Origin of the sequence: Aequorivita sp. H23M31 (assembly GCF_004022485.1) — a bacterium.
Taxonomy (GTDB): domain Bacteria; phylum Bacteroidota; class Bacteroidia; order Flavobacteriales; family Flavobacteriaceae; genus Aequorivita; species Aequorivita ciconiae.
In genome coordinates, this window is sequence record NZ_CP034951.1 from 3,312,934 (window position 1) to 3,334,036 (window position 21,103).

Genomic DNA, 21,103 nt, shown 5'->3' on the forward strand with positions numbered 1-21,103 from the left:
ATTATTATGCTGTTATTGCCGGCTTTATTCCCATTTCCTTGAGATGTCTAAAGTGGGCGATGATGGCCTGGCGGGTGGTCCCGTATTCTTTATAAGGTAGATTGAATTCTTTGGTAGTGCTCTTTAAAATTTCCGCAATATTATTATAGTGAATATGGCAGATATTTGGAAAAATATGATGCTCCACTTGGTGGTTTAATCCCCCAGTGTACCAATTGATTATTTTATTTTTTGTGTCGAAGTTTGTGGTGGTAAACAATTGATGGATAGCCCAGGTATTTTTCATAGTTCCACTTTCATCGGGCATCATAATATCCGTTTCTCCCACGACGTGAGCGAGCTGGAAAACTACGCTCAAAATAAGGCCGGCAACGTAGTGCATTATAAAGAAGCCAATAAGAATTTTCCACCAAACAATATTGAAAAATAATATGGGAATTACAATCCATAGTGAGATGTAAATGATTTTGGTTATTACCAAGATGCTCCATTGTTTAAAAGGATTCGGGAATTCTCCATAGGAAAGTTTTCTTTTCAGATACCTTTTTGTTTGGAAAAAGTCGGTTGTAAGCACCCAATTAAAAGTGAGCAACCCATAAAGGAATATACTGTAATAATGCTGAAATTTATGAAATCTGTGCCATTTTGAATGTTGTGAAAACCGAAGTATCCGTCCCGCTTCCAAATCCTCGTCATGCCCTTGGATGTTGGTATAGGTATGATGAAGAACGTTGTGCTGCACCTGCCAGTTGTAAACATTTCCGGCAAGAATGTACATACTGCCGCCCATTATTTTATTGATCCATTTTTTGGAGGAATAAGAGCCGTGGTTAGCATCGTGCATAACGTTCATTCCAACACCAGCCATGCCTACGCCCATTACGATGGTAAAAAGCAATTGCAGCCATCCCGGAAGATCCAATGTCAACATTAAAAAGTAAGGGGTAAGATAAAGAGAGAACATCACGATAGTTTTAAGGTGAAGTTTCCAATTCCCTGTTCGGGAAATATTGTTTTCCTTGAAATAATCGTTGACGCGCTTGTTTAGCGTGCGAAAGAACTTGGCGCTATCGATTCTGGAAAAATTGAGATTTGTATATGTCAAAGTGAAGTTTATCTAGGGTGAATGTTGGTAAAGGATATAAAATTAATCATCTTAATTGAAAACTTAGAATCCAAAACCATAATTTTGGCAAAGATACCATACTTTCACCTCTTAAATAAATTTTATGGAATTGATATTGAAATATTTCACTCAATTATCTGAGGAGCAAAAAACCCAATTTGCTGCTCTGGGAGAGCTTTATCAAGATTGGAACAATAAGATTAACGTTGTATCACGAAAGGATATTGATGAACTTTATCTACGACATGTTCTGCACTCCTTAGGAATTGCGAAAGTACAACCTTTTCTTTCAGGTTCTGATATTTTGGATGTGGGCACTGGTGGGGGATTTCCTGGTATTCCTCTGGCCATACTTTATCCTGAAGTAAAATTTACTCTAGTGGACAGTATTGGTAAAAAAATTAAGGTAGTGGATGAAGTTGTGGAAGGACTCAAATTAAAAAATGTGGGAACGTTCAATGATCGGGTTGAGAATGTTTCGGGGAAATACGATTTTATAGTAAGTAGGGCAGTGGCCCAAATGGACACTTTTGTGCATTGGATTAATGGAAAAATAGCGAAGAAGAGCCAACACGAAAGAAAAAACGGAATTCTATATTTAAAAGGAGGCGATTTGATTGAAGAACTAAAATACTTTCCGAAGGCTACGGTTTATCCCCTTAAAGATTATTTTAAAGAAGATTTTTTTGAAACAAAAAGTGTGGTCCATTTGCCAATAAAGTATAAAGTTTGATAATTCAGAATTCAGAATTTCGAGGGCAGAATTAGAGACCTCAGGTTCTTTTCTCGGAGTTCTGAATCAAAAAACTTTTTCAAACTTTTAATATTAGAATTTGATAATAGTGGGTATCTAACATTGGTTACCACTCTCTGCCTAATTCCAACCTACCTCTACCTCTATCTTCTGTCAGCTATTCAAAAGAAACCATTGCAATCCCAAAATCGTTTTCGCATCTTTTAGCTCCCGAATTTTCTCAGTTATTTCTGAAGTTGGAACATTAACCAATTTTATGTCCTCATTTTCACTTTCGTTTCCTCCTCCTTTCTGGGTTTTGTCGTTTTGGGATACTTCACTAAAGAAAAGAAATATCCTTTCTGTAGAAGCACCAGGTGAGGTGTAAAAGGTGTTTATCAATTTTGGCTTGGTTATTTTGTATCCCAGTTCCTCCATTACCTCTCGGACTATGCAATCTTCTGGTTTTTCATTTTCTTCCAAGGAACCTGCGGGAATTTCAAGTAACCAGCCTTCCTTATGTTTGCAGGTGGGATATCTGAACTGTTTGGTTAAAAGAAGAGATTGGCTTTCCCTTTCAAAAAGGACGATGGCCACCGAATCCCCACGTTCAAAAGCCAAGCGTTCGGTACTTATCTTACCTCCTTCAAAAGTATCATAAGTAACATCTGCCTTGACGACTTTATAGTGATCCTTAAAAACTACTTTTTCATTACGGATAGAATATTTCATAGAGTGGAAGGTTAAAAATTATTTCTATGTCCTTCTAAAGTTAAGTAATTTCAATCTTAAAAATAAAAAAACCCCGAATTTTCGGGGTTCTTTTACATTGTTGAAAAGGGTCAATTATTTTGACACGATAAACTTCTTAGTAGTTACATTTCCTTCCTTAGAAATCTTAACAAAATAAGCTCCTTCAGAAAGGTTTGATATATTCAGTTGCTCGTTCATCTCAATGTTATCCTTAGAGATAATCATTCTTCCAAGCATATCATATATTGCGATATTTGAAGTTTCAGCGTTAGAAATATTTAATATATCCTGAGCAGGGTTTGGATAAATACTAACATCTTTTAGCAGGGTTGATTCGATACCCATAACCCCATTGCTAGAAAAGTTTCCTGTTTCGTTAGCTCCAAAATCTCCAGCGGTGTGGTAAAGTGTGGTTCCCTCACTATCTTTAAGAGTAACGGAAGTTCCACCATCGCCATAAGTATCGATGATTGTAAAAGCGTAGCAATCTTCTGGCAAGTTAAATGTCTCTGTAATTGTTTGACGGTTGCCATAAGGTCCACCGCTATATAATGTAGTTCCAGCGCTATCTTTTAGGTTCCATCTACACTCGCTTCCCCAAGCATCCGTTTTCAATACCATAGTTACAGTACCTGTTCCATTAGGCGCCGCGTCAAATTCTACAGATTTCTGGTTGCTTGCGTTATAATCGTCGTTGGGTACGGAAACTTCGATTGTATTGGTGGCCATACTCGTAAATGAAGTGGCAGGTAGCGTAATAGTCTTACTTTCCAATGAAGCAAGATTTCCTGTCCAATTAAAGGTACTAGTCTCTCCATTAAATGAAGAGGTAATTTCCAAAGAGGTAATAGGGTTAGATCCTGCGTTTTGAATGTTCACTTTTGGAGATGCGGTTGCTTGGGTCCCTTCACAACTTGCTTTTAAAGGCTCTATGTATCTAACATTAGCATCATTTGCGTGGGTTACCGTGATGGTAGGAGTTGTCCCGTTTCCGCTAACGATTTTTTGATGGGTTTCAGTTAAAAAAGCTACAACCTCCAATTCTCCTATTTCCACAGGAACAAAATTGTTGTGTGGAATTATTTGATAGGTATAGTCTCTTTCAAAAAAAGTTCCAGAAGTGGTAGTAGAGATTTCTTCTCCCCATTGTCCGGTCACCATGTCGATCAGACGGTGCATGTGAACGTAATTGTTCCCCATATTACCACCTGATTGTGGTCCTAATGTGTTATTTTGCAAAATAGCAATATTCAATAAGTTGGTAGTTTCCGGACTATTTCCAGTATAGTAACCCTCAACATGAATACTCATAACGTTTGTAGCCGATTCAATGTGAGCGGTTACAGCCACGTTTACATAAGAACTTTCTGCCATCACTTGAGTTGCAGCGAAATTCCACCAGTTCCGGTTCATAGCGGTAGTTCCCTGAGCTCCTTGTTCTTTACCTGGAAAATTTTGACGGTTTACGGTAGCAGCAGGATAGCCAGCAAGACCAGTCTGAGCGGCAAGAAGATTTCCCCAAGGAGTTCTAAAGTCGGGTGCATTTGCGCCTGGAACGGCAAATCCACCTTGATGGATATTGATCAAAAATACATCATCAGGATGTGCATCTTTTATGCCTTGGGCAATTTGATGGCCTTGTGGGCAATAACCGCAATAAATTCCTGTATATTCTTCGAGGATGACTTTACGGTTTTCAGGCGTAGTTGATACTATCGTTTGTGCAAAGGAGCCTAGTCCAACTAGGGCACAAATTAAAGTAATAGGTAATTTTTTTAACATCATTTCTATCTTTTTATTAATGGGTGAAATTAAGTTTGTTCACAAATGTACTATTTATACCAGTTGTAGTTTAATTTGACAATGTTTTTTTTTGTTAAAGTTGTTGCTTTTCTATAAATTAAATAGAAATAGGGAGAAAATTATTGATTTAAAAACAAATTGATAATCACTATGTTAATGAAATTTTTCGCTTCTAGTTCAAAGATTTAAAGAAAGTTCAAATGAAAAATAAACGTTAATTATCTGAATTAGACGGTTTAACAAAAGAGGCTTTTCATATTTAATGCTTAGTTTTGTATTTACTTACTTAACTTTTATAAACAAACATTAATCTAAAATTAAAAAAATGAAATTTAAATTACTTTTTTTAGCACTCCTGGGAATAATGGGAATTGCAAATGCACAATTTACGATAACTAATACGGCCGGAGAGACCTTGGGAGATGGAGCAATTATTAATGGGGATCTCATGGTGAATTATGACTTCTTCGTGACCAATAATTCGAGTGACATAATTTATACCCGTGCAGAAGTTGTTGATATTATTAATGCCACTGGAGATCGTTTTGAATTTTGCTATGGCGAATGTCTTACTTCTATTTCCATAGGAACTACTGTCCCTCCAGCTCCGTTCACTATTGATATTGCTCCAGGTGAAACAACTGGTCCTGGAAACCATTTTCTAAACGGTGACGCCGGCAATGGAACCGATATTTTGGATTATGTGTTCAGATTTCACCAATATGACTCAAGTGGCACCACTGAAATTGGATCTCCGGTAACCATTACTTATCGCTATAATCCTGCGTTGAGTATTAGCGGTAATTCCAAAGTGAATCTAACAATCCAATCTACTGTAGTTAGAGATCGAATGGTCTTGAACATTAACGAACCCGTTCAAATGACAATGTACGACATTCAAGGAAGATTGGTAAAACAAGCTCACTTTGAAGGTGGAAGTCAATCTGTTAATGTTTCTGATTTGAGCGCTCAAACCTATATCGTTCAATTCAAGAATAATACTGGTGCAGTAATGACCACTAAAATCGTAGTTCAGTAAAACTCGATTTATAAAAATTAAAAGGCCGTGGAAATTTGTTATCCACGGCCTTTTTTTATAAGGGTATATTTGTGAATTAGGTTAGAATGTAACCACCAAGTTTGCTGAGAATCCTGTGCTTTTTGGGACTTCCCGACACACGCCGCCTACACAGATTAATCCTCCACGTTGTCTTCCATAATTCATCGCAAAACGTGTTCTGCCTTTGGAGAAGCTACCGCCAAAATTGTAGTAATGAAGTTCTTTTTCGCCGCCATAATTCCAGGCATCCGCTGCAAAAACTGTAAATGCGGAGTTGAAGTTATATTCAAGCACCCCTGCTGCCCAGTTTTTGTCGTCTTGAGCTGTCCATAAATGTTGTAATTCTAAAGTCACGGCTTTTCCACCCTCAAATCGTCGTGTTCCTTCAATCACGGCAATCTGTGCGCGAATATCCCCCTGATTTCCAAGAATTCCTCCTTTGGAAACACTTTTGTCAATAATAACATCCTGGAATGATACGGTTGAGCTCCACTTAGAAGACCATCTATTTTTCACCTCTATATTTAGGTCTCTGAAATATCTTTTTCCTTTACCTATAAACTTTACATCATAAGTTTGTTCTGCCATATTGAAATCTGCATCCAATCCCGCCCAATATGAAAAGTTTCCTGCAAGTTTAGTACCTACTTTTCCCAACTCAGATTCTCGGTCAAACGAATAATAAACATCCACTTGGGCACCTACTTCTCCTGCTCTTTTTTCATTTTCGCTAAATAGCAATCGAGGTTGGGCACTATATACGTATATGTTGGACAACATATAATCGTGCTGTTTTGTAATCGCTGGAACGTAATTAACTAATTCCTCGTTATACTGATTTCCCTCTGCATATCTATCGGAATAAAAAGTGAAGTTTTCAAGTCGCCTAAAGGTGGTGTTTATTCCCAGACCTTTTTGGGCATATCCTAAATTTACCTGAAGGGCGGTACCATCAAAAAGTTGAGGAGAAGTAATATTCCCTTCATTTATAAGAACATCGGGGTCTTTTGTGATTGCCTCTATACCTCCGTAAAATTTATTTGCAACAAAATCCAATCGACCTCCATAGGCATTCACAATTGATGGGATACTGTCACTGTTTCCGCTGGATTGGTACCGTCCCACATAGCTTGCGCCAAACTTTAGGTCCACAATATCAATGTTCATCAAATCGCTTAGGTCCAAATTCGCATCCAAGCCTTGGATTACCCCTTCGGAAACATCAAAACCATTTCTGGTCTGACCATAAACTCCAGTAAGATCAAAAGTAGCACTTGGGCTAAATTTAACACGAAGACCTTTCAAAGCGTTGTTTATACCAAGTTGTCTGTCTTCCCAAGTACGGAAAATAAGGCCGCTCCCAAATTGTTCGTAAAAATATCCACCGGTTACATCAATGGTTTCATTTTTAAAATTTAAATAGTATGTACCGATACCGTTGTTGCCATCCCAAGTTGGGGAGTATCCAGAAAGTGCGACCGGAAGATAGGATTCGTATTGAACCCCAGCGGTAAAATTGCCCAGACTGTAATTTAATTGGAAATAATTATTGGCTCTAAATTGTTCTTCGGGCGCGGGAAAGTCAAACTTTTCGTCGGCTAAGAGCCATTGCATGTTAGATTCAAGACCACCAAAAAAGTAGCCGTTTTCTTGTGAAAAACTGGTAGCGCCAATAATCAAAAAGGCACCGAGGATTAATTTTTTCATTGAATAGGTTTGATGTTATTTGTTTAGTTAGAGAACTCCTTTATTTTTTCATAAAGTTCATATTCTGCTCCTGGGCTATAGCCAGAATGACGGAATACGATTTGATTGTCCTTAACCAATAAGGTAAGCGGTACGGTTGCGGCACCCAATGCGCGTTTAAAATCGTTGTTGGTATCGAGTAAGATTGTATAATCCCAACCTTTCCCACTTATTAGAGGCTTTACTCTCTTTACCGTTCTGCTATCATCTACAGAAATTGCAAATAACTCCACATTGGTTTCGGCTTGCCAGTCGGGGTAGATTTCATTAATGGCATCAAGTTCTTTTAAACAAGGCACGCACCATGTAGCCCATAAGGATATGACTGTAACCTTTCCCTCCTTGGCTAGATCTTGGGAATTAAATGTTTTACCATCCATTGTCTTTAAGTCAATATTAGGCACTTCATTTTGTGAAAACGCTACAAAAGATAGCATCAAAAGTAGGGGTAAAAACAGTTTTTTCATAGAGATATAGATTTGTAATTTTTATTTAATTGAGCAATATTAGGTTTTTTTAAACGAATTCGAGATGCTTGGGTGGTAAAAGTTGTTCATTTAACACTTAAAACAGAATGATTTTTTATAATTAAGTTACCTTCGCCTTTTTATTTTTAATAATGATTTTATGAAAAAGCTTTCGTTTCAATTTTTAACTTTATTTGTCTTTTTGGCCATGATTTCTTGTAGTAAGAAAGAAGATCCATTGGTCGAACCCGATGCTCCTTTGACTCTTACTCTCAAAAGTGATACCGGTACTGAAGATTTTCAGGTTTTAGGTATCAATACCACCGCGACATTTACTGTAATTGGCAGCGATGGAGTGGACCACACGGCCCAATCACAATTTTATGTAAATAATGAGGTTATTCCAGGACCAACATATGAATTTAACGAAACAGGTGAATTCTCGGTTCTAGCTAAGTTCAATGATGTAACGAGCAATACCATAAAATTTGAGATTCTTGAGCCTACAGATAGAGTTTTAGCAATCGACGTGCCAAAAGCTTTGCGCAACCAAACTATAACCTTTACCCTTCTTAATGATCAGGGAGAAGATACTTCGGCTGAAGCAACTTTTTACGTAAATGATGAACCCATTTCCGGCAATACTTTTTCTTCGCCAACTCCTGGTGCATTTAATGTGAAGGCAACTTACGAAGCCAATGATGAAACTTTCACAACTCCGGCAAAGGAATTTTCGGTTTTTATTCCAAAAAGAAAAGTAGTAATTGAGGATTACACCGGAACCTGGTGTGGCTTTTGTCCTGGCGTGGCCTTGGCTATTGATAGAGTTAAGGAGGTAACAGAGGATGTAGCTATTGTTGCCATCCATAAAACCTCATTTAGTTTGCCAGATCCCTTGGATTTTGCTAGAATTAGAGAACTTCAGGACATGTTTAATGTCAGCGATGGTTTTCCAAAAGCCCAGATAAACAGAACAGTTGCTTGGCCAGAGCCTTATACTATAGGAGCAGTTACTTCTATGGCAGGTAACAATACAGATGTTTCTATTGGAATAAAATCCCAACTTACCGGCTCCAACCTTACAGTAAATGTGAAAGTGGTGTACGAGAACGGTTCTACTCCGGGTGATAAGTTGGTAGTGTACCTTCTTGAAAACGGTGTGGTCTCTCCACAGGCAAATTATTTTAATGAAACTCCCGGACATCCCTATCAAGGTCTAGGCAATCCAATTGAGGATTATGTGCATAATGATGCCTTGAGGAATTCACTTTCAAACCTTTTTGGAGATCCAATCCCGAATCTTCCTGCTTTTGAAATGTACACAAAGGATTATTCCTTTTCGGTTCCGTCAAATTACGTAGGGGAGAACCTAAGTTTTGTAGTAATGGTTGTAAACGAAAACAACAGTGCCAAGAATGCACAGTTTTCAGGCATTAATGAAGATAAGAATTATGAGTAATTTTTGATCCGAATATTTCCCAGTACAATTATTGGGAGTGATAATTTTAAAAACCGCTCCAGTTTGGGGCGGTTTTTTTATTAGGGTATTGTAATAATCCATGTGAAAAGAAATGAAACATATATCTGAATGATATTTTTAAGTCCTTTCTGAAATATTTCAAAATCAGGATAATCCTTTCTTAAATAAAAAAAATCCAGTAAGATAAAATTCTCACTGGATTTTTTTAATGGAATTGATACCGGTTTATCCCAAGAAAGGATATCTGTAATCGGTAGGAGAGACAAATGTTTCCTTAACCATTCGTGGAGAAATCCATCGATATAGGTTTTGTTTACTTCCTGCTTTATCATTTGTTCCACTGGCTCGAGCTCCACCAAAAGGCTGTTGACCCACAACGGCGCCCGTAGGCTTGTCGTTGATGTAGAAGTTACCTGCTGCATTTTCAAGAATCTTAACGGCTTCTTCAAGTGCATATCTATCCTCGCTGAAAACAGCGCCGGTTAAAGCATATTCACTTGTTTCGTCTACTAAATGTAATGTTTCTTCCCATTGGTTATCATCAAAAACATAAACGGTAAGAATTGGGCCGAACAATTCCGTACACATTGTAGTATATTTTGGATCGTTAACTACAAGAACCGTTGGTTCTATAAAATATCCTTTGGACTTATCGTAATTTCCACCAGCGATAATTTCTACTCCTTTATCCTTTTTCGCGGCGTCAATATATTTTGCCAACTTATCAAAGGAACTTTCACTGATTACAGCATTAATAAAGTTGCCCATATCTTCTGGAGTTCCCATTTTAAAGGAACGGATATCGTCAACCAATTGATTTTTCACATCTTCCCAAATGCTTTTGGAAATATAGCATCGGCTGGCTGCACTACATTTTTGACCTTGATATTCAAAGGCTCCACGGCTCATTGCCGTTGCAACTTGCTTCGGGTTTGAAGATTCGTGAGCAACAATAAAATCTTTCCCACCAGTTTCTCCTACTATTCGTGGATAGGTTTTGTAAGTTTTAATGTTGTCTCCAATTTTCTTCCAGATTCCTTGGAAAACCCCTGTAGAGCCAGTAAAGTGAACTCCAGCGAAATCTGGACTGGCCATAAGCGTATCAGAGATCATAGCAGCATCTCCCATAACCATATTAATTACGCCAGCCGGAACTCCAGCCTCACGGAAAATATCCATTAAAACTTTCGCTGAATAGATTTGTGTGTTACTTGGCTTCCATACCACTACGTTGCCCATTAAAGCCGCGCTCGAAGGAAGGTTTCCGGCAATTGCCGTAAAGTTAAAAGGGGTAATTGCATAAACAAAACCTTCCAGTGGTCTGTATTCTATACGGTTCCAAGCTGCGGAAGTAGATTCCGGCTGCTCGGCATAAATTTCGGTCATATATTGAACGTTGTACCTTAGGAAATCAATAATCTCGCAAGCAGAGTCAATTTCAGCTTGGTAAATATTCTTTGATTGTCCTAACATGGTTGCCGCGTTCAGTCTAGCTCTGTATGGCCCAGCAATAAGCTCGGCAGCTCTAAGAAATATTCCAGCGCGTTGTTCCCAAGGCATTGCTGCCCATTTTTTTCTCGCTTCCAATGCCGCTGAAATCGCGTCTTCCACATTTTGCTTTGTTGCCTTATAATAAGTTCCCAATACGTGCTTATGATCGTGCGGAGGGGACATTGTTGCGGTTTCCTTCGTTTTAATCTCCTTTCCGTCGATAAACATAGGCACTTCTATTGTGGCCTTATACATTTCACGGTAGGTTTTAAGTACCTCGTCTCGTTCTGGAGAACCTGGCGCATAGCTTTTAATAGGTTCATTTACAGCAACCGGCACTTTGAAAAATCCATTTCCCATAACATTAAATTTTTGTATTTATAAAGATTGCAAAGGTACGATTTTTTAGTGTTTTAGAAGGTAGTATCTGTAAGCTGATTTTCTTGGAGGATTGGACAGGAAACTCATTGTTTTTAATATAGAAATTTAGTTTAGTTATTACTTACTACTTACTACTTATTTCTGAACACTGAACACTGAACACTGAACACTGAACACCGGACACTGACCACTGATATCTTGGATTTAATTAATTTTCAAATTGCAATGGAATAAGGTAATAAGGTTTGTTCGCATCCTGGTATCCTCTTTACTAAGATAATAAGGCTTGTTAGGCGCCGAAGTAATCTAATTAATAAGGTAATAAGGTATATGCCTTTTGAGAGGAACGGCAGGTTATTTGGGAACATCCGGTCTAAGTGTTGGAATAAAAAGCAGAAAAAATATTTTATTACAGCAACCCTACTATAAGACTTGGTTATAAAGAAAGAAGTGGTATTAAAACTTATTACCTTAATATTCCTGCGCATCTAATTAAGCTGATCTTATTACTTGGTAACTTTGTATCTTTTAACTTTGCCAAATGAAAATTTATAAATAGGCAAACAAGGTTAATATTTACTAATTAGTAATTACTGATTACTGAACACTGAACACTGACCACTGATTACCAACAAAACATGTGTACCGTAACTTTTATTCCAAAATCTCAAAATGGTTTTATATTAACTTCCAATCGTGATGAGGCGCCGGGTCGTGCAACCTTTCCTCCCAACTTTTATATAGAAGATGGGATACGGCTGCTTTATCCCAGAGATGCGGTAGCGAATGGTACTTGGATTGGCATTAGTGAGAAAAAACGTGCTATTAGTTTGATGAATGGCGGGTTTGAGCCCCACAAAAGACAGTCCTATTATCGGAAAAGTAGAGGCATCGTGGTTAAGGAGTTTTTAGTGGTGCAAAATTTAGATACTCTCCTGTCCACATACAATTTTTTAGATATCGAGCCTTTTACAGCTGTTATAGTTGATTGGTTGGAGGAAATCAATCTGACAACCTTGGTTTGGGATGGAAATGAAATTCACAAGGTAAAGGAACCCATTACTTCAAAAATTTGGTCATCTTCTCCTTTATATCCTCGGGATATTAGATTAAAAAGAGAACAATGGTTTTCAGAATTTTTGATTGAAAATGAAAATCCAACGAACGAAAAAATTCTCCATTTTCATAAGAATGCCGGTGAAGGAAATCCCGATACAAATCTCATTATGGATAGAGGCTTCGTAAGAACGAAAAGTATTACACAAATAATAAAAGATGCAGGTTTAAAAATGCGTTATGAAGACTTACAGTCAGGAGAAAGTTGTATTTCCCTCTTTCAGGATTTGTAATTAGGAATCAATTCGAATTGGCTATTTAATTCATCGCAAAGGGGGCGCACAAATTAAACAGAGGAATAGATACTTTTAGATTTTGGGCTGTCGCAAAATTTATCAGATTATAATGTCCTCGCATCGCTCCGATTGGGGAGTCAAGTAAACATCCGCTACTATAGGAATGTTTTTCGCCAGGCAACAAAATAGGTTTTACGCCGATAACCCCTTCTCCCTGAACTACTTTTGGATGGTTAAGAGAATCCTTTATCCTCCAATGGCGGGAAAGCAGTTGCACGGTATCTTTGCTCTGGTTTTCAATAGAGATAGTATAGGCAAAAGCATGCTGAAACACATCGTCCTTTTTTAATGCACCTCCATATTCGGTTTTTACTGAAATCTTGATTCCCTGAGTAACCTGTTGTATCATAATTTAATAGATTGCGGCACTTCCTAGGACAAAAAGCATAATCGCGAGGATAAAGCCTATATTAAAAATAATGCTTAAAAATACAAATTTTATAAACGTCAACAAGTAGCTCTGGTTATAAAACTTCTTTAAGGCCAGATAAAAATAAAGTGGCCCAATTAAATAAAACAGAAGTTTTGTAAAAAAATTATCTAAGTAATAATTGGGTATAAGAAAGAGCAACATTGCCAGAAAGACAAAACTAAAAATATGGAAGACGAAAATCATGTGCTCCATATAGGTGTGTTTTTTTCTTGAATACAACAACCAAAAGAAGATTGCATAAAAGGGAGTAAAGAAGAATATAAAAAAGGGAATTTTAGAAATTACATAGCTGATATATCCATTGGGGTTATCAAGAATCTTATTCCATGATATTGATCTCAAGTAAAACCATTTATTTAAAAAAGTTGAAGGATGATGTAATTTTTCCAAAGCAACTTGTGGCTCTTCGGTATTATGTTTCTGATAATATAGCATATACATAGAACCTCGTTTAACGTAACTATCCATTGTTGATAGAGAATCCAGAATTTGTTCAGAAAAATAAATCGGAATTCCTAAGGCATTTGCGGTAAGGGAATCTGGCTTGCTAAAATATAAATCTTGCTTCGGAATTATTACCAACAGTGAGTCCAACGGAGTTTTTGATGCTGGGATATTAATGTTAAGGAAATTTCTACTGTCAGAATTCGTTACTGATTTTAAAAATCCGTTCATCAGAAAGAAGATAATGCTTACGCTCAGGAAAAAACGAAACGGATTAGCATACTTCAGCCGTTGCCCGTTGATAAAATTTTTGCTCATTACACCCGGCCTGAACAGCAAATCCTTTAATGTGGTTCTCAATCGGGAATCATAAACCAAGATACTACTAAGGAATTCTGAAAAAAAATCCTTGGCAGTTAAGTGTTTTGTAGTGTTTAATTGAGAGCAGTATGGGCAAAAAACATCGCTTTTGTCCAATGGATGTCCGCAATTCAAACATTGAGTACCTCTATATTGAAGAGATTTTCTACTGCTTAACCCCAGTTTTCTGCATTTCATAACAACTAAAATAAGAAGAAATTCAAATCCTTATAATAGATGGATATAAATTATTAATAGAAAAACATTTTTCATTTTTCAGATGCGGATGAAAGCCTTTTTTGAAATGCATTAAGGGATGCCACACGCTTTCAAAACTGCTAGGATCCACTTAGAACTTCGCCTTTGTTTGGGGTTGTGAGGAGCTATAACTTTACGACTTTCAATTGCGATTAATTATTGCTAATAGTGGTGGAATTTGCTGTTCCTACCCCGATGATCCGGTCATAACGAGCTCCAAGATCTCGATAATAAACTAAAACAGTATAATCGTTTTCGGTCTGCCAAAAGTCTCCACTTACCGCGCCGCTATCAATAGTACCATCCCGATTTACTACTACATATTTGTAGTTATAAAATCCCTGTTTAAAAAGACGCTCATTTCGGAAGGTGTCGCTATTGGAATCATATTCCATATAGGTGGTTCCGTCGATAGTCCAATTATTGAAATTGCCATATACGTGCAGTTCTCTGTCGGCAAGATCATCAAAATATTGAAGATTGAAATGCATCCGTACATAGTCTGCCTCAATATTCGGATTTTGTGCGTCGATGTTTCTTACTACAAAATTCCCATTGATATCAGGATTATAAGTATAGGGTCTGTCATATCTAGGAGAATTTGTAAAAAGGAAGTTTTCGTATATATCAGTTAATGAAACCGAGCGGATTCCGTTTGAAGCAGCTCTAACATCCTTATTGTCGAAAGCTAGAAATTCATTGCCCCCGCCAAAGGTTGCTTCTTTATCATATCTATAGATCAGTTCACTTCCAATTGTATATTGAGGTACCAAATTCGTTATAGCCGTTTTAAGGTTGCTGTTCTGCAAAACCAAAGTTTTAACCGTTTGTTTGGGATTAATTAAAAGAAGGTTCGGGGAGTTTACGGTAAATTGTACTACTTGCTTTTCGTTTATGTTCTTGATCTCACGAGATCGCTTTATTTCAACGCCAACGGATGCGATATTCTCGATAACCATAAATTTCCTTGTAAAAATTAAGTCACCATTTTTATTGGTAATGCTCAATAGATAATTTCCGCTCTTAGTCAGTCTTCGAGTATCACGATTGGGAATTGTAAGAGTATAATGCGAATAAATTTGCAAGGTGTTTAAAGAATTTTCATAGGTGCTTATCCGAACATCATCAAAACCATCGAGAAATTCACTTTTGGACAGGTCGCTGGGCGACCAATCAAAATCGTGATGGGTAATGGTGTAATAAAAGTCCTCTTCTTTTCCGTTGAGTGCATCAAAGGAGAGTTCAAGCCTTTCTCCCAAGCGTAGGATTGGAAGTTGACTTTGATCTGTGGCGCCTCGAAATTGTATGGTGCCTATATATGGAGGCTCGATTTTTTCGTGAATTTGGGCAAGGATAGGAAGTGTAAAAAGTATTGAAAGATAAGATAACAGTGATATTCGGGCCATAATTAAATTTTAAAAAAGCTAATATAAAACAAATTTCGCGCCGAAGCGGATAGTGGTCAGGAAATGAAACTTGGTTTATTGGATTTTACATTGATTGATGCGGTTTCAAAAATTATCGAGAACATTGAAATTCCAGTAAAAGGTTATGGTTTTGGATACTACAGGCATCTTTCTTTGAATTTAACCAAAACAATTAGAATACTCATAGGTCTGTTTTTTAACGTTCAAAATTATACGCATTTATTGTGCTATAGTCTTTTTAATTTTTAAATTTGTGCGCTCCAGATTTTGTGCGTTCTAATTCGCCAAATTAGGGGTATTAAAAAGGCATTATTAATATCCATAGATATGTCCAAAGACATTAAGATTAAAAAAGGTCTTACCATAAATTTAAAAGGCGAAGCCGAAAAAATACTTTCCAGCGCGCCCCGATCAAGAACTTTCGTCATTAAACCTTCCGACTTTCATTTGACTACTCCGAAAATGGTAGTTAAAGAAGGGCAAAGGGTTATGGCCGGAGATGTCATTTTTTATTCCAAGACCAACGAACTTATAAAGTTTGTTTCTCCTGTGAGTGGTACTCTTTCCAAGATAGAACGAGGGGCTAAGAGGGTAATAACAGACCTTATTATTGAAGCAGATGCTCAGGATGCATATAGGGATTTTGGTGTTTTAAATCCGGATTCTGCTAGTGCGGATGCCATTAAAAATCGTCTTCTCGAAGCAGGTTGTTGGCCTTTCATAATCCAAAGACCCTATGTGGTAGTGGCGGACACGGAGATAGAACCTAGAGATATTTTTATTTCGGCATATAATTCTGCTCCTCTGGCCAATGATTATGATTTTTCTCTTCATAAAAAAGAAAGAGAACTGCAGGCTGCGGTTACAGCTTTAAGCAAGCTTACCAAAGGACAAGTGCATGTTGGAATTTCCAAAGAAAGTGACTCTCCATTTAAAGGACTAAAAGATATTTCCCTTCATACAGTTTCTGGACCTCATCCAGCTGGCAATGTGGGAACTCAAATAAATAAGATTAGACCTGTTAATAGAGGCGAAGTGGTCTGGACCATTTCACCTCAAGATCTGGTTATCATTGGTGAATTGTTACTCACAGGAAAATTTAACGCAGAGAGAATAGTAGCACTTTCAGGCTCAGAGGTTAAATCTCCCAAATATTACAGGACTAAAATCGGGTCGGAGGTTTCAACTTTTATTTATGATTCTGGTGTAAAGGAAGAAAATGTCCGTGTTATCAGTGGAAATGTTCTTACAGGAACAAGAATTTCACCGAAGGGACATTTGGGTTATTATGCAAATACTGTCACAGTTATTCCGGAGGGTGATGATTACGAACTTTTTGGCTGGAATAAACCTGTTTTCAATAAATATTCGACCTCAAGGGCATTGACTTTTTCTTGGTTGAATCCGAAAAAGGTGTATGATTTGGATACAAATACCAATGGTGAGCACAGAGCTTTTGTGGTAACTGGGATTTATGAAGAAGTATTTCCATTGGATATGTTTCCGCTTCAGATTTTAAAAGCCTGTATGGTAAAAGATCTAGATCAAATGGAAGCTTTGGGAATGTATGAAGTTGCTCCCGAAGATTTTGCTCTTACCGAGTTTGTTTGCGTTAGCAAGCAGCCACACCAACAAATCATCAGGAACGGTCTTGATTTAATGTATAAAGAAATAGGATAACCGCTATGGGATTGAAACAAAATTTACATAACCTAAAAGAAAAATATAGAGGGACCAATATGGCTCCTGCTTTCAATGCGCTGCATACCTTTTTGTATACCCCGAATGAAACTACACATTCCGGTTCGCACATACGCGTGGTAGACGACTTGAAGCGGACCATGAACACGGTTATTATGGCCTTGGTTCCTTGCTTGATCTTTGGAATATTTAACGCAGGGTACCAACATTATGCCGCTATTGACAATAGTTTGCGGTTAGATCCCCTAGGAAATTTCTTTACTTGGGATAATTTCATTTTGGGTGCATGGACAGTATTGCCATTGGTAATAGTTTCTTATGTTGTGGGTCTGGGAGTAGAATTCATTTTTGCCATTATCAACAAGCACGAAGTTGAGGAAGGATATTTGGTAACGGGAATGCTCGTACCGCTTATTGTTCCTATCGATATTCCGTTATGGATGCTTACTGTTGCAGTAATTTTTGGTGTTGTAATCGGGAAAGAGGTTTTTGGTGGAACTGGAATGAATATTCTGAATCCGGCTCTTACCATTCGTGCCTTCCTATTCTTCGCCTATCCAACATGGATGAGTGGGGATAAGGTATGGGTGCATGGAGCGGTTGAAAATTCCAAGCAGCTTGCTGCTGGTGCAAATATTGACGTAATATCTGGAGAAACGATTTTAGGTAGCTTAGCTCAAAACCATGAACCTATTTATAGTCTTTGGGATTCCTTTTGGGGCTTTATTCCCGGATCGGTAGGTGAAACCTCGACTTTTCTAATACTCTTGGGAGGTCTGTTCCTCATATTCACTAAAGTGGGAAGCTGGAGGATAATGTTGTCATCTGTAGTTGGTGCCTTAGTGATGGGATTGATCTTTAACGGCGTGGTTAATGCCGGTTGGATACAATCCGGGAACAGTTTTTATTCCTTAATGCACGAACCCTTTTGGCATCATTTGCTTTTTGGTGGACTTGCCTTTGGTATAGTCTATATGGCGACAGATCCGGTAACGGCGACCCAAACGAACAAGGGAAAATGGTATTATGGATTTCTTATAGGTTTTATGTCCGTAATGATACGGGTTTTCAACCCTGCTTATCCAGAAGGCGTGATGTTGGCCATTCTGTTAATGAACGTCTTCGCACCAACCATAGACCATTATGTTGTTATGGGGAATATTAAAAAGAGAAAGAAACGTCTTAAAGTTAAAATAGCTTAGAAATGGCAAAATTCACTGATAAAAATTCATATACAATCCTGTTTGCCGTAATAATGGTATTGGTGGTTGGAAGTCTTTTAGCTGGGGTCGCTCAAGGCCTTAGCGGAAGGATTGCAGAAAACCAACGTTTTGAAAAGCAACAGAATATTCTGTATGCAATGGGAGTTAACACCAACGAAGGAACAAGCGATGTTTCCTTTATTCCTGCAACCGAGGTAGAACCTGCCTTTCATAAATACATTACGCACCAATTGGTTATTCAAGGAGATAAGGTTACTGAAGATCCGGAAGCATATCTGATCGACATTAAAAAAGAGGAGCATATGGCGAAGGAGGATCCGAACTATGTAAGAAGACTCCCTTTGTTTGTTGGTGAAAAGGATGGCAATACGCTGTATATTATACCAATGCGAGGAAAGGGACTTTGGGATGCCATTTGGGGATTCGTTTCTGTTGATACCGATTTTGTTGTTCACGGAGTTTATTTTGATCACGCTGGGGAAACACCGGGACTTGGGGCGAACATTAAAGAACGTTACTTTATGGATGATTTCCAAGGAGAAGAAATAATGAGCGGAGATGTTTTTAAAGGAATCGATGTTGCAAAAGGTAATAACGACCCTACAAACAAAAGAAAGGATGACCAAAGGGTGGATGCACTTGCCGGTGCTACAATTACTGGAGACGGTGTAACCGCGATGATTAAAAAAGATGTGGGCCTTTACATCCCATATTTGAAGAAATTAAAGAATGAATCACAGAAAACCGAAGTTCCTAATGCTGTACAGGATACGGTAGAACCTACGGATTCCATTCAGTGATAGGAAGTTGACTGTTATTTATAACAAACAAAATTTAAGAATATGGCATTACTTTCAAGAAAAGATAGCAGATTAATTCTAGATCCATTAGCGGATAATAACCCAATTACCATTCAGGTTTTGGGGATATGTTCGGCGTTGGCTATTACCGCCCAATTAAAAGCTTCCATTGTTATGGCGCTATCGGTAATGGGCGTTTTAGCAATTGGTAACGTAGTGATTTCGCTACTGCGGAACGTTATTCCGGGAAAAATTAGAATTATTGCGCAATTGGTAATTGTGGCTGCCCTGGTTATTGTCGTTGACCAAGTGTTGAAGGCATACTCCTATGAATTAAGTAAACAACTTTCCGTATTTGTGGGGTTGATTATTACCAACTGTATCATTATGGGAAGGTTTGAGGCCTTTGCTTTGGCAAATGGACCCTGGAGATCCTTTTTAGATGGAATTGGGAACGCCGCCGGCTATGGAATAATCTTGGTAATTGTGGGCTTTTTCAGAGAACTTCTTGGATCAGGAACTTTGCTTGGATATAAGGTTCTAGGAGATCCTATCGAAAAAACAGGTCTTTACGCTATAGGATATGAGGACAATGGGTTCATGTTGCTTTCACCAATGGCATTAATTGTTATCGGAATTATTATTTGGGTGCAACGTTCAAGAAACAAAGCTTTAGTAGAGGCGGAGTGATTGATAACCAGTACGCAGTAGTCAGTATGCAGTGACCAGTATGTTGATTAGCGGATTGGTGAAATTAAAAGAATATTTAAAATGAGTTTGAATTTCAGGATTTGCTTGGCTATAAAAAATCGTTTGATTTAGCGATGGATGTTTTTGAAATTTCTAAGAAATTCCCAAGGGAAGAAAAATATTCCTTGATAGATCCAATTAGGAGATCATCAAGAGCAGTTTGCGCCGCAATCTGAACCGTATGGAAAGAGAAGATATCTCAAGCATTTCGTTAGTAAATTGACAGATGCCGATTCAGATCCCGATAGTTATCGGAATAGAAACGCAAACTTGGTTGTAATTTGCTTTAGCGTGTGATTATATAACCAAAATTGAACATAACGAATTACTAATTAGGAGTGAAGAAGTAGGAAAAGTGTTAAATCAGATGATGAACAATCCAGGTAAATTTGGAGTTACAATATCATAGCTGTTTACTGAAAAGATTTAAAACAAATTCCTGAATACTGAATTACTGATTACTGAATACTGAAAAACTGAATTACTGAACAAATGGAACACGTAGAATTATTTTTTAAATCGATTTTCATAGACAATATGATATTTGCCACATTCTTGGGAATGTGTTCATATCTGGCTGTTTCTAAAAAAGTTGCTACTGCGGTAGGTTTAGGGGCTGCAGTAATTTTCGTTTTAGCTGTGACCGTCCCGATTAACTGGTTGTTGGATCAGTATATCTTAAGAGATGGTGCATTGGTATGGTTAGGACCTGAATATGCAGATTATAATCTTGGGTTTTTATCGTTTATTCTATTTATCGCTACCATTGCAACCATGGTGCAACTTGTTGAAATTGTGGTGGAAAAGTTTTCACCAGCTCTTTACAATTCCTTGGGTATTTTCCTTCCTTTGATTGCAGTTAACTGTGCTATCCTCGGAGGTTCCCTATTTATGCAGTCTCGTGAAATTCCATCTTTGGCTCTAGCTTTTAATTATGGTATTAGTTCAGGTATAGGTTGGTTCTTGGCAATTTTGGCTATTGCGGCGATTCGTGAAAAAATAAGATATTCAAATGTTCCCGCACCATTACGAGGTTTGGGAATAACTTTTATCATTACCGGTTTAATGGCTATTGGTTTTATGAGTTTTGGAGGGATGTTGACAGGAGGTGATGAGGACACCACATCTTTAGAAGGCAGACCTGAAAAAATCGGTGAAAGTACCGAACAAGTGGAGCAGGAAACCCCTGCAAATAGCAAGGAAATAACTGGTACAGTTTCAATTTCAGACGTTTCAAATTTAACAAAACAATAGT

Annotated in this window: 19 protein-coding genes; 10 read left to right on the forward strand and 9 right to left on the reverse strand. The window is 37.8% G+C overall.

The window, feature by feature from the left end:
- Positions 1–4: 4 nt before the first annotated feature.
- Complete coding sequence (locus tag EI546_RS14540) at positions 5–1,105, reverse strand: fatty acid desaturase family protein (protein ID WP_128251225.1); 1,101 nt, start codon at positions 1,103–1,105, stop codon at positions 5–7.
- 124 nt (positions 1,106–1,229) lie between these two features.
- Here EI546_RS14540 and rsmG point away from each other — a divergent pair, with 124 nt between their 5' ends.
- The gene (rsmG, locus tag EI546_RS14545; protein ID WP_128251226.1) at positions 1,230–1,859 is read left to right on the forward strand and encodes a 16S rRNA (guanine(527)-N(7))-methyltransferase RsmG; all 630 of its coding nucleotides are present in this window, start codon (positions 1,230–1,232) and stop codon (positions 1,857–1,859) included.
- 174 nt (positions 1,860–2,033) lie between these two features.
- On the opposite strand, the gene EI546_RS14550 is transcribed toward rsmG, so the two are convergent.
- Together EI546_RS14550 and EI546_RS14555 are read right to left on the reverse strand one after the other, a co-directional pair.
- Positions 2,034–2,591: an NUDIX domain-containing protein gene (locus tag EI546_RS14550; protein ID WP_128251227.1), complete on the reverse strand. Its 558-nt coding sequence runs from the start codon at positions 2,589–2,591 to the stop codon at positions 2,034–2,036.
- A gap of 114 nt (positions 2,592–2,705) precedes the next feature.
- The gene (locus tag EI546_RS14555) at positions 2,706–4,397 is read right to left on the reverse strand and encodes a T9SS type A sorting domain-containing protein (RefSeq protein ID WP_240673121.1); all 1,692 of its coding nucleotides are present in this window, start codon (positions 4,395–4,397) and stop codon (positions 2,706–2,708) included.
- A 343-nt stretch (positions 4,398–4,740) separates the two neighbouring features.
- On the opposite strand from EI546_RS14555, the gene EI546_RS14560 reads away from it, so the two are divergent.
- Positions 4,741–5,454, forward strand: a complete 714-nt coding sequence (locus tag EI546_RS14560; protein WP_128251228.1) for a T9SS type A sorting domain-containing protein — start codon at positions 4,741–4,743, stop codon at positions 5,452–5,454.
- 81 nt (positions 5,455–5,535) lie between these two features.
- Here EI546_RS14560 and EI546_RS14565 read toward each other — a convergent pair whose 3' ends face one another.
- A complete protein-coding gene (locus tag EI546_RS14565) occupies positions 5,536–7,182 on the reverse strand; it encodes a DUF6029 family protein (protein WP_128251229.1) in 1,647 nt (548 codons plus the stop codon).
- Between the two features lie 23 nt (positions 7,183–7,205).
- Entirely contained in the window at positions 7,206–7,688 is a 483-nt protein-coding gene (locus EI546_RS14570; protein ID WP_128251230.1) for a TlpA family protein disulfide reductase, read from the reverse strand.
- 160 nt (positions 7,689–7,848) lie between these two features.
- Here EI546_RS14570 and EI546_RS14575 point away from each other — a divergent pair, with 160 nt between their 5' ends.
- Positions 7,849–9,147, forward strand: coding sequence for an Omp28-related outer membrane protein (locus EI546_RS14575; RefSeq protein ID WP_128251231.1), 1,299 nt, complete (start codon positions 7,849–7,851; stop codon positions 9,145–9,147).
- A gap of 246 nt (positions 9,148–9,393) precedes the next feature.
- Here EI546_RS14575 and pruA read toward each other — a convergent pair whose 3' ends face one another.
- Positions 9,394–11,019: an L-glutamate gamma-semialdehyde dehydrogenase gene (gene pruA / locus EI546_RS14580; RefSeq protein ID WP_128251232.1), complete on the reverse strand. Its 1,626-nt coding sequence runs from the start codon at positions 11,017–11,019 to the stop codon at positions 9,394–9,396.
- Positions 11,020–11,678: 659 nt separating this feature from the next.
- On the opposite strand from pruA, the gene EI546_RS14585 reads away from it, so the two are divergent.
- Positions 11,679–12,389, forward strand: coding sequence for an NRDE family protein (locus EI546_RS14585; protein WP_128251233.1), 711 nt, complete (start codon positions 11,679–11,681; stop codon positions 12,387–12,389).
- A gap of 25 nt (positions 12,390–12,414) precedes the next feature.
- Here EI546_RS14585 and apaG read toward each other — a convergent pair whose 3' ends face one another.
- The 3 genes from apaG to EI546_RS14600 all read right to left on the reverse strand — a co-directional run bounded on the left by apaG (position 12,415) and on the right by EI546_RS14600 (position 15,353).
- A complete protein-coding gene (gene apaG, locus EI546_RS14590) occupies positions 12,415–12,801 on the reverse strand; it encodes a Co2+/Mg2+ efflux protein ApaG (RefSeq protein WP_128251234.1) in 387 nt (128 codons plus the stop codon).
- A 3-nt stretch (positions 12,802–12,804) separates the two neighbouring features.
- Positions 12,805–13,887 (reverse strand): DUF3667 domain-containing protein, encoded by a 1,083-nt coding sequence (locus tag EI546_RS14595; RefSeq protein WP_128251235.1) that lies wholly within the window; start codon positions 13,885–13,887, stop codon positions 12,805–12,807.
- Positions 13,888–14,099: 212 nt separating this feature from the next.
- Entirely contained in the window at positions 14,100–15,353 is a 1,254-nt protein-coding gene (locus tag EI546_RS14600; RefSeq protein WP_128251236.1) for a type IX secretion system plug protein, read from the reverse strand.
- A gap of 348 nt (positions 15,354–15,701) precedes the next feature.
- Between EI546_RS14600 and EI546_RS14605 the strand changes: the two genes are divergently transcribed.
- From EI546_RS14605 to nqrE, 6 genes are all read left to right on the forward strand, one after another.
- The gene (locus EI546_RS14605) at positions 15,702–17,054 is read left to right on the forward strand and encodes a Na(+)-translocating NADH-quinone reductase subunit A (RefSeq protein WP_128251237.1); all 1,353 of its coding nucleotides are present in this window, start codon (positions 15,702–15,704) and stop codon (positions 17,052–17,054) included.
- Between the two features lie 5 nt (positions 17,055–17,059).
- Positions 17,060–18,277 carry an NADH:ubiquinone reductase (Na(+)-transporting) subunit B gene (locus tag EI546_RS14610; protein WP_128251238.1) on the forward strand — a complete coding sequence of 406 codons (1,218 nt, stop codon included), beginning with the start codon at positions 17,060–17,062 and terminating at the stop codon, positions 18,275–18,277.
- A 2-nt stretch (positions 18,278–18,279) separates the two neighbouring features.
- The gene (locus EI546_RS14615) at positions 18,280–19,098 is read left to right on the forward strand and encodes a Na(+)-translocating NADH-quinone reductase subunit C (protein WP_128251239.1); all 819 of its coding nucleotides are present in this window, start codon (positions 18,280–18,282) and stop codon (positions 19,096–19,098) included.
- 42 nt (positions 19,099–19,140) lie between these two features.
- Positions 19,141–19,788 (forward strand): NADH:ubiquinone reductase (Na(+)-transporting) subunit D, encoded by a 648-nt coding sequence (locus tag EI546_RS14620; RefSeq protein ID WP_128251240.1) that lies wholly within the window; start codon positions 19,141–19,143, stop codon positions 19,786–19,788.
- A 134-nt stretch (positions 19,789–19,922) separates the two neighbouring features.
- Positions 19,923–20,024, forward strand: coding sequence for a four helix bundle protein (locus EI546_RS16670; protein WP_317127427.1), 102 nt, complete (start codon positions 19,923–19,925; stop codon positions 20,022–20,024).
- A 316-nt stretch (positions 20,025–20,340) separates the two neighbouring features.
- The gene (gene nqrE / locus EI546_RS14630; protein ID WP_128251241.1) at positions 20,341–21,102 is read left to right on the forward strand and encodes an NADH:ubiquinone reductase (Na(+)-transporting) subunit E; all 762 of its coding nucleotides are present in this window, start codon (positions 20,341–20,343) and stop codon (positions 21,100–21,102) included.
- Position 21,103: the final 1 nt, after the last annotated feature.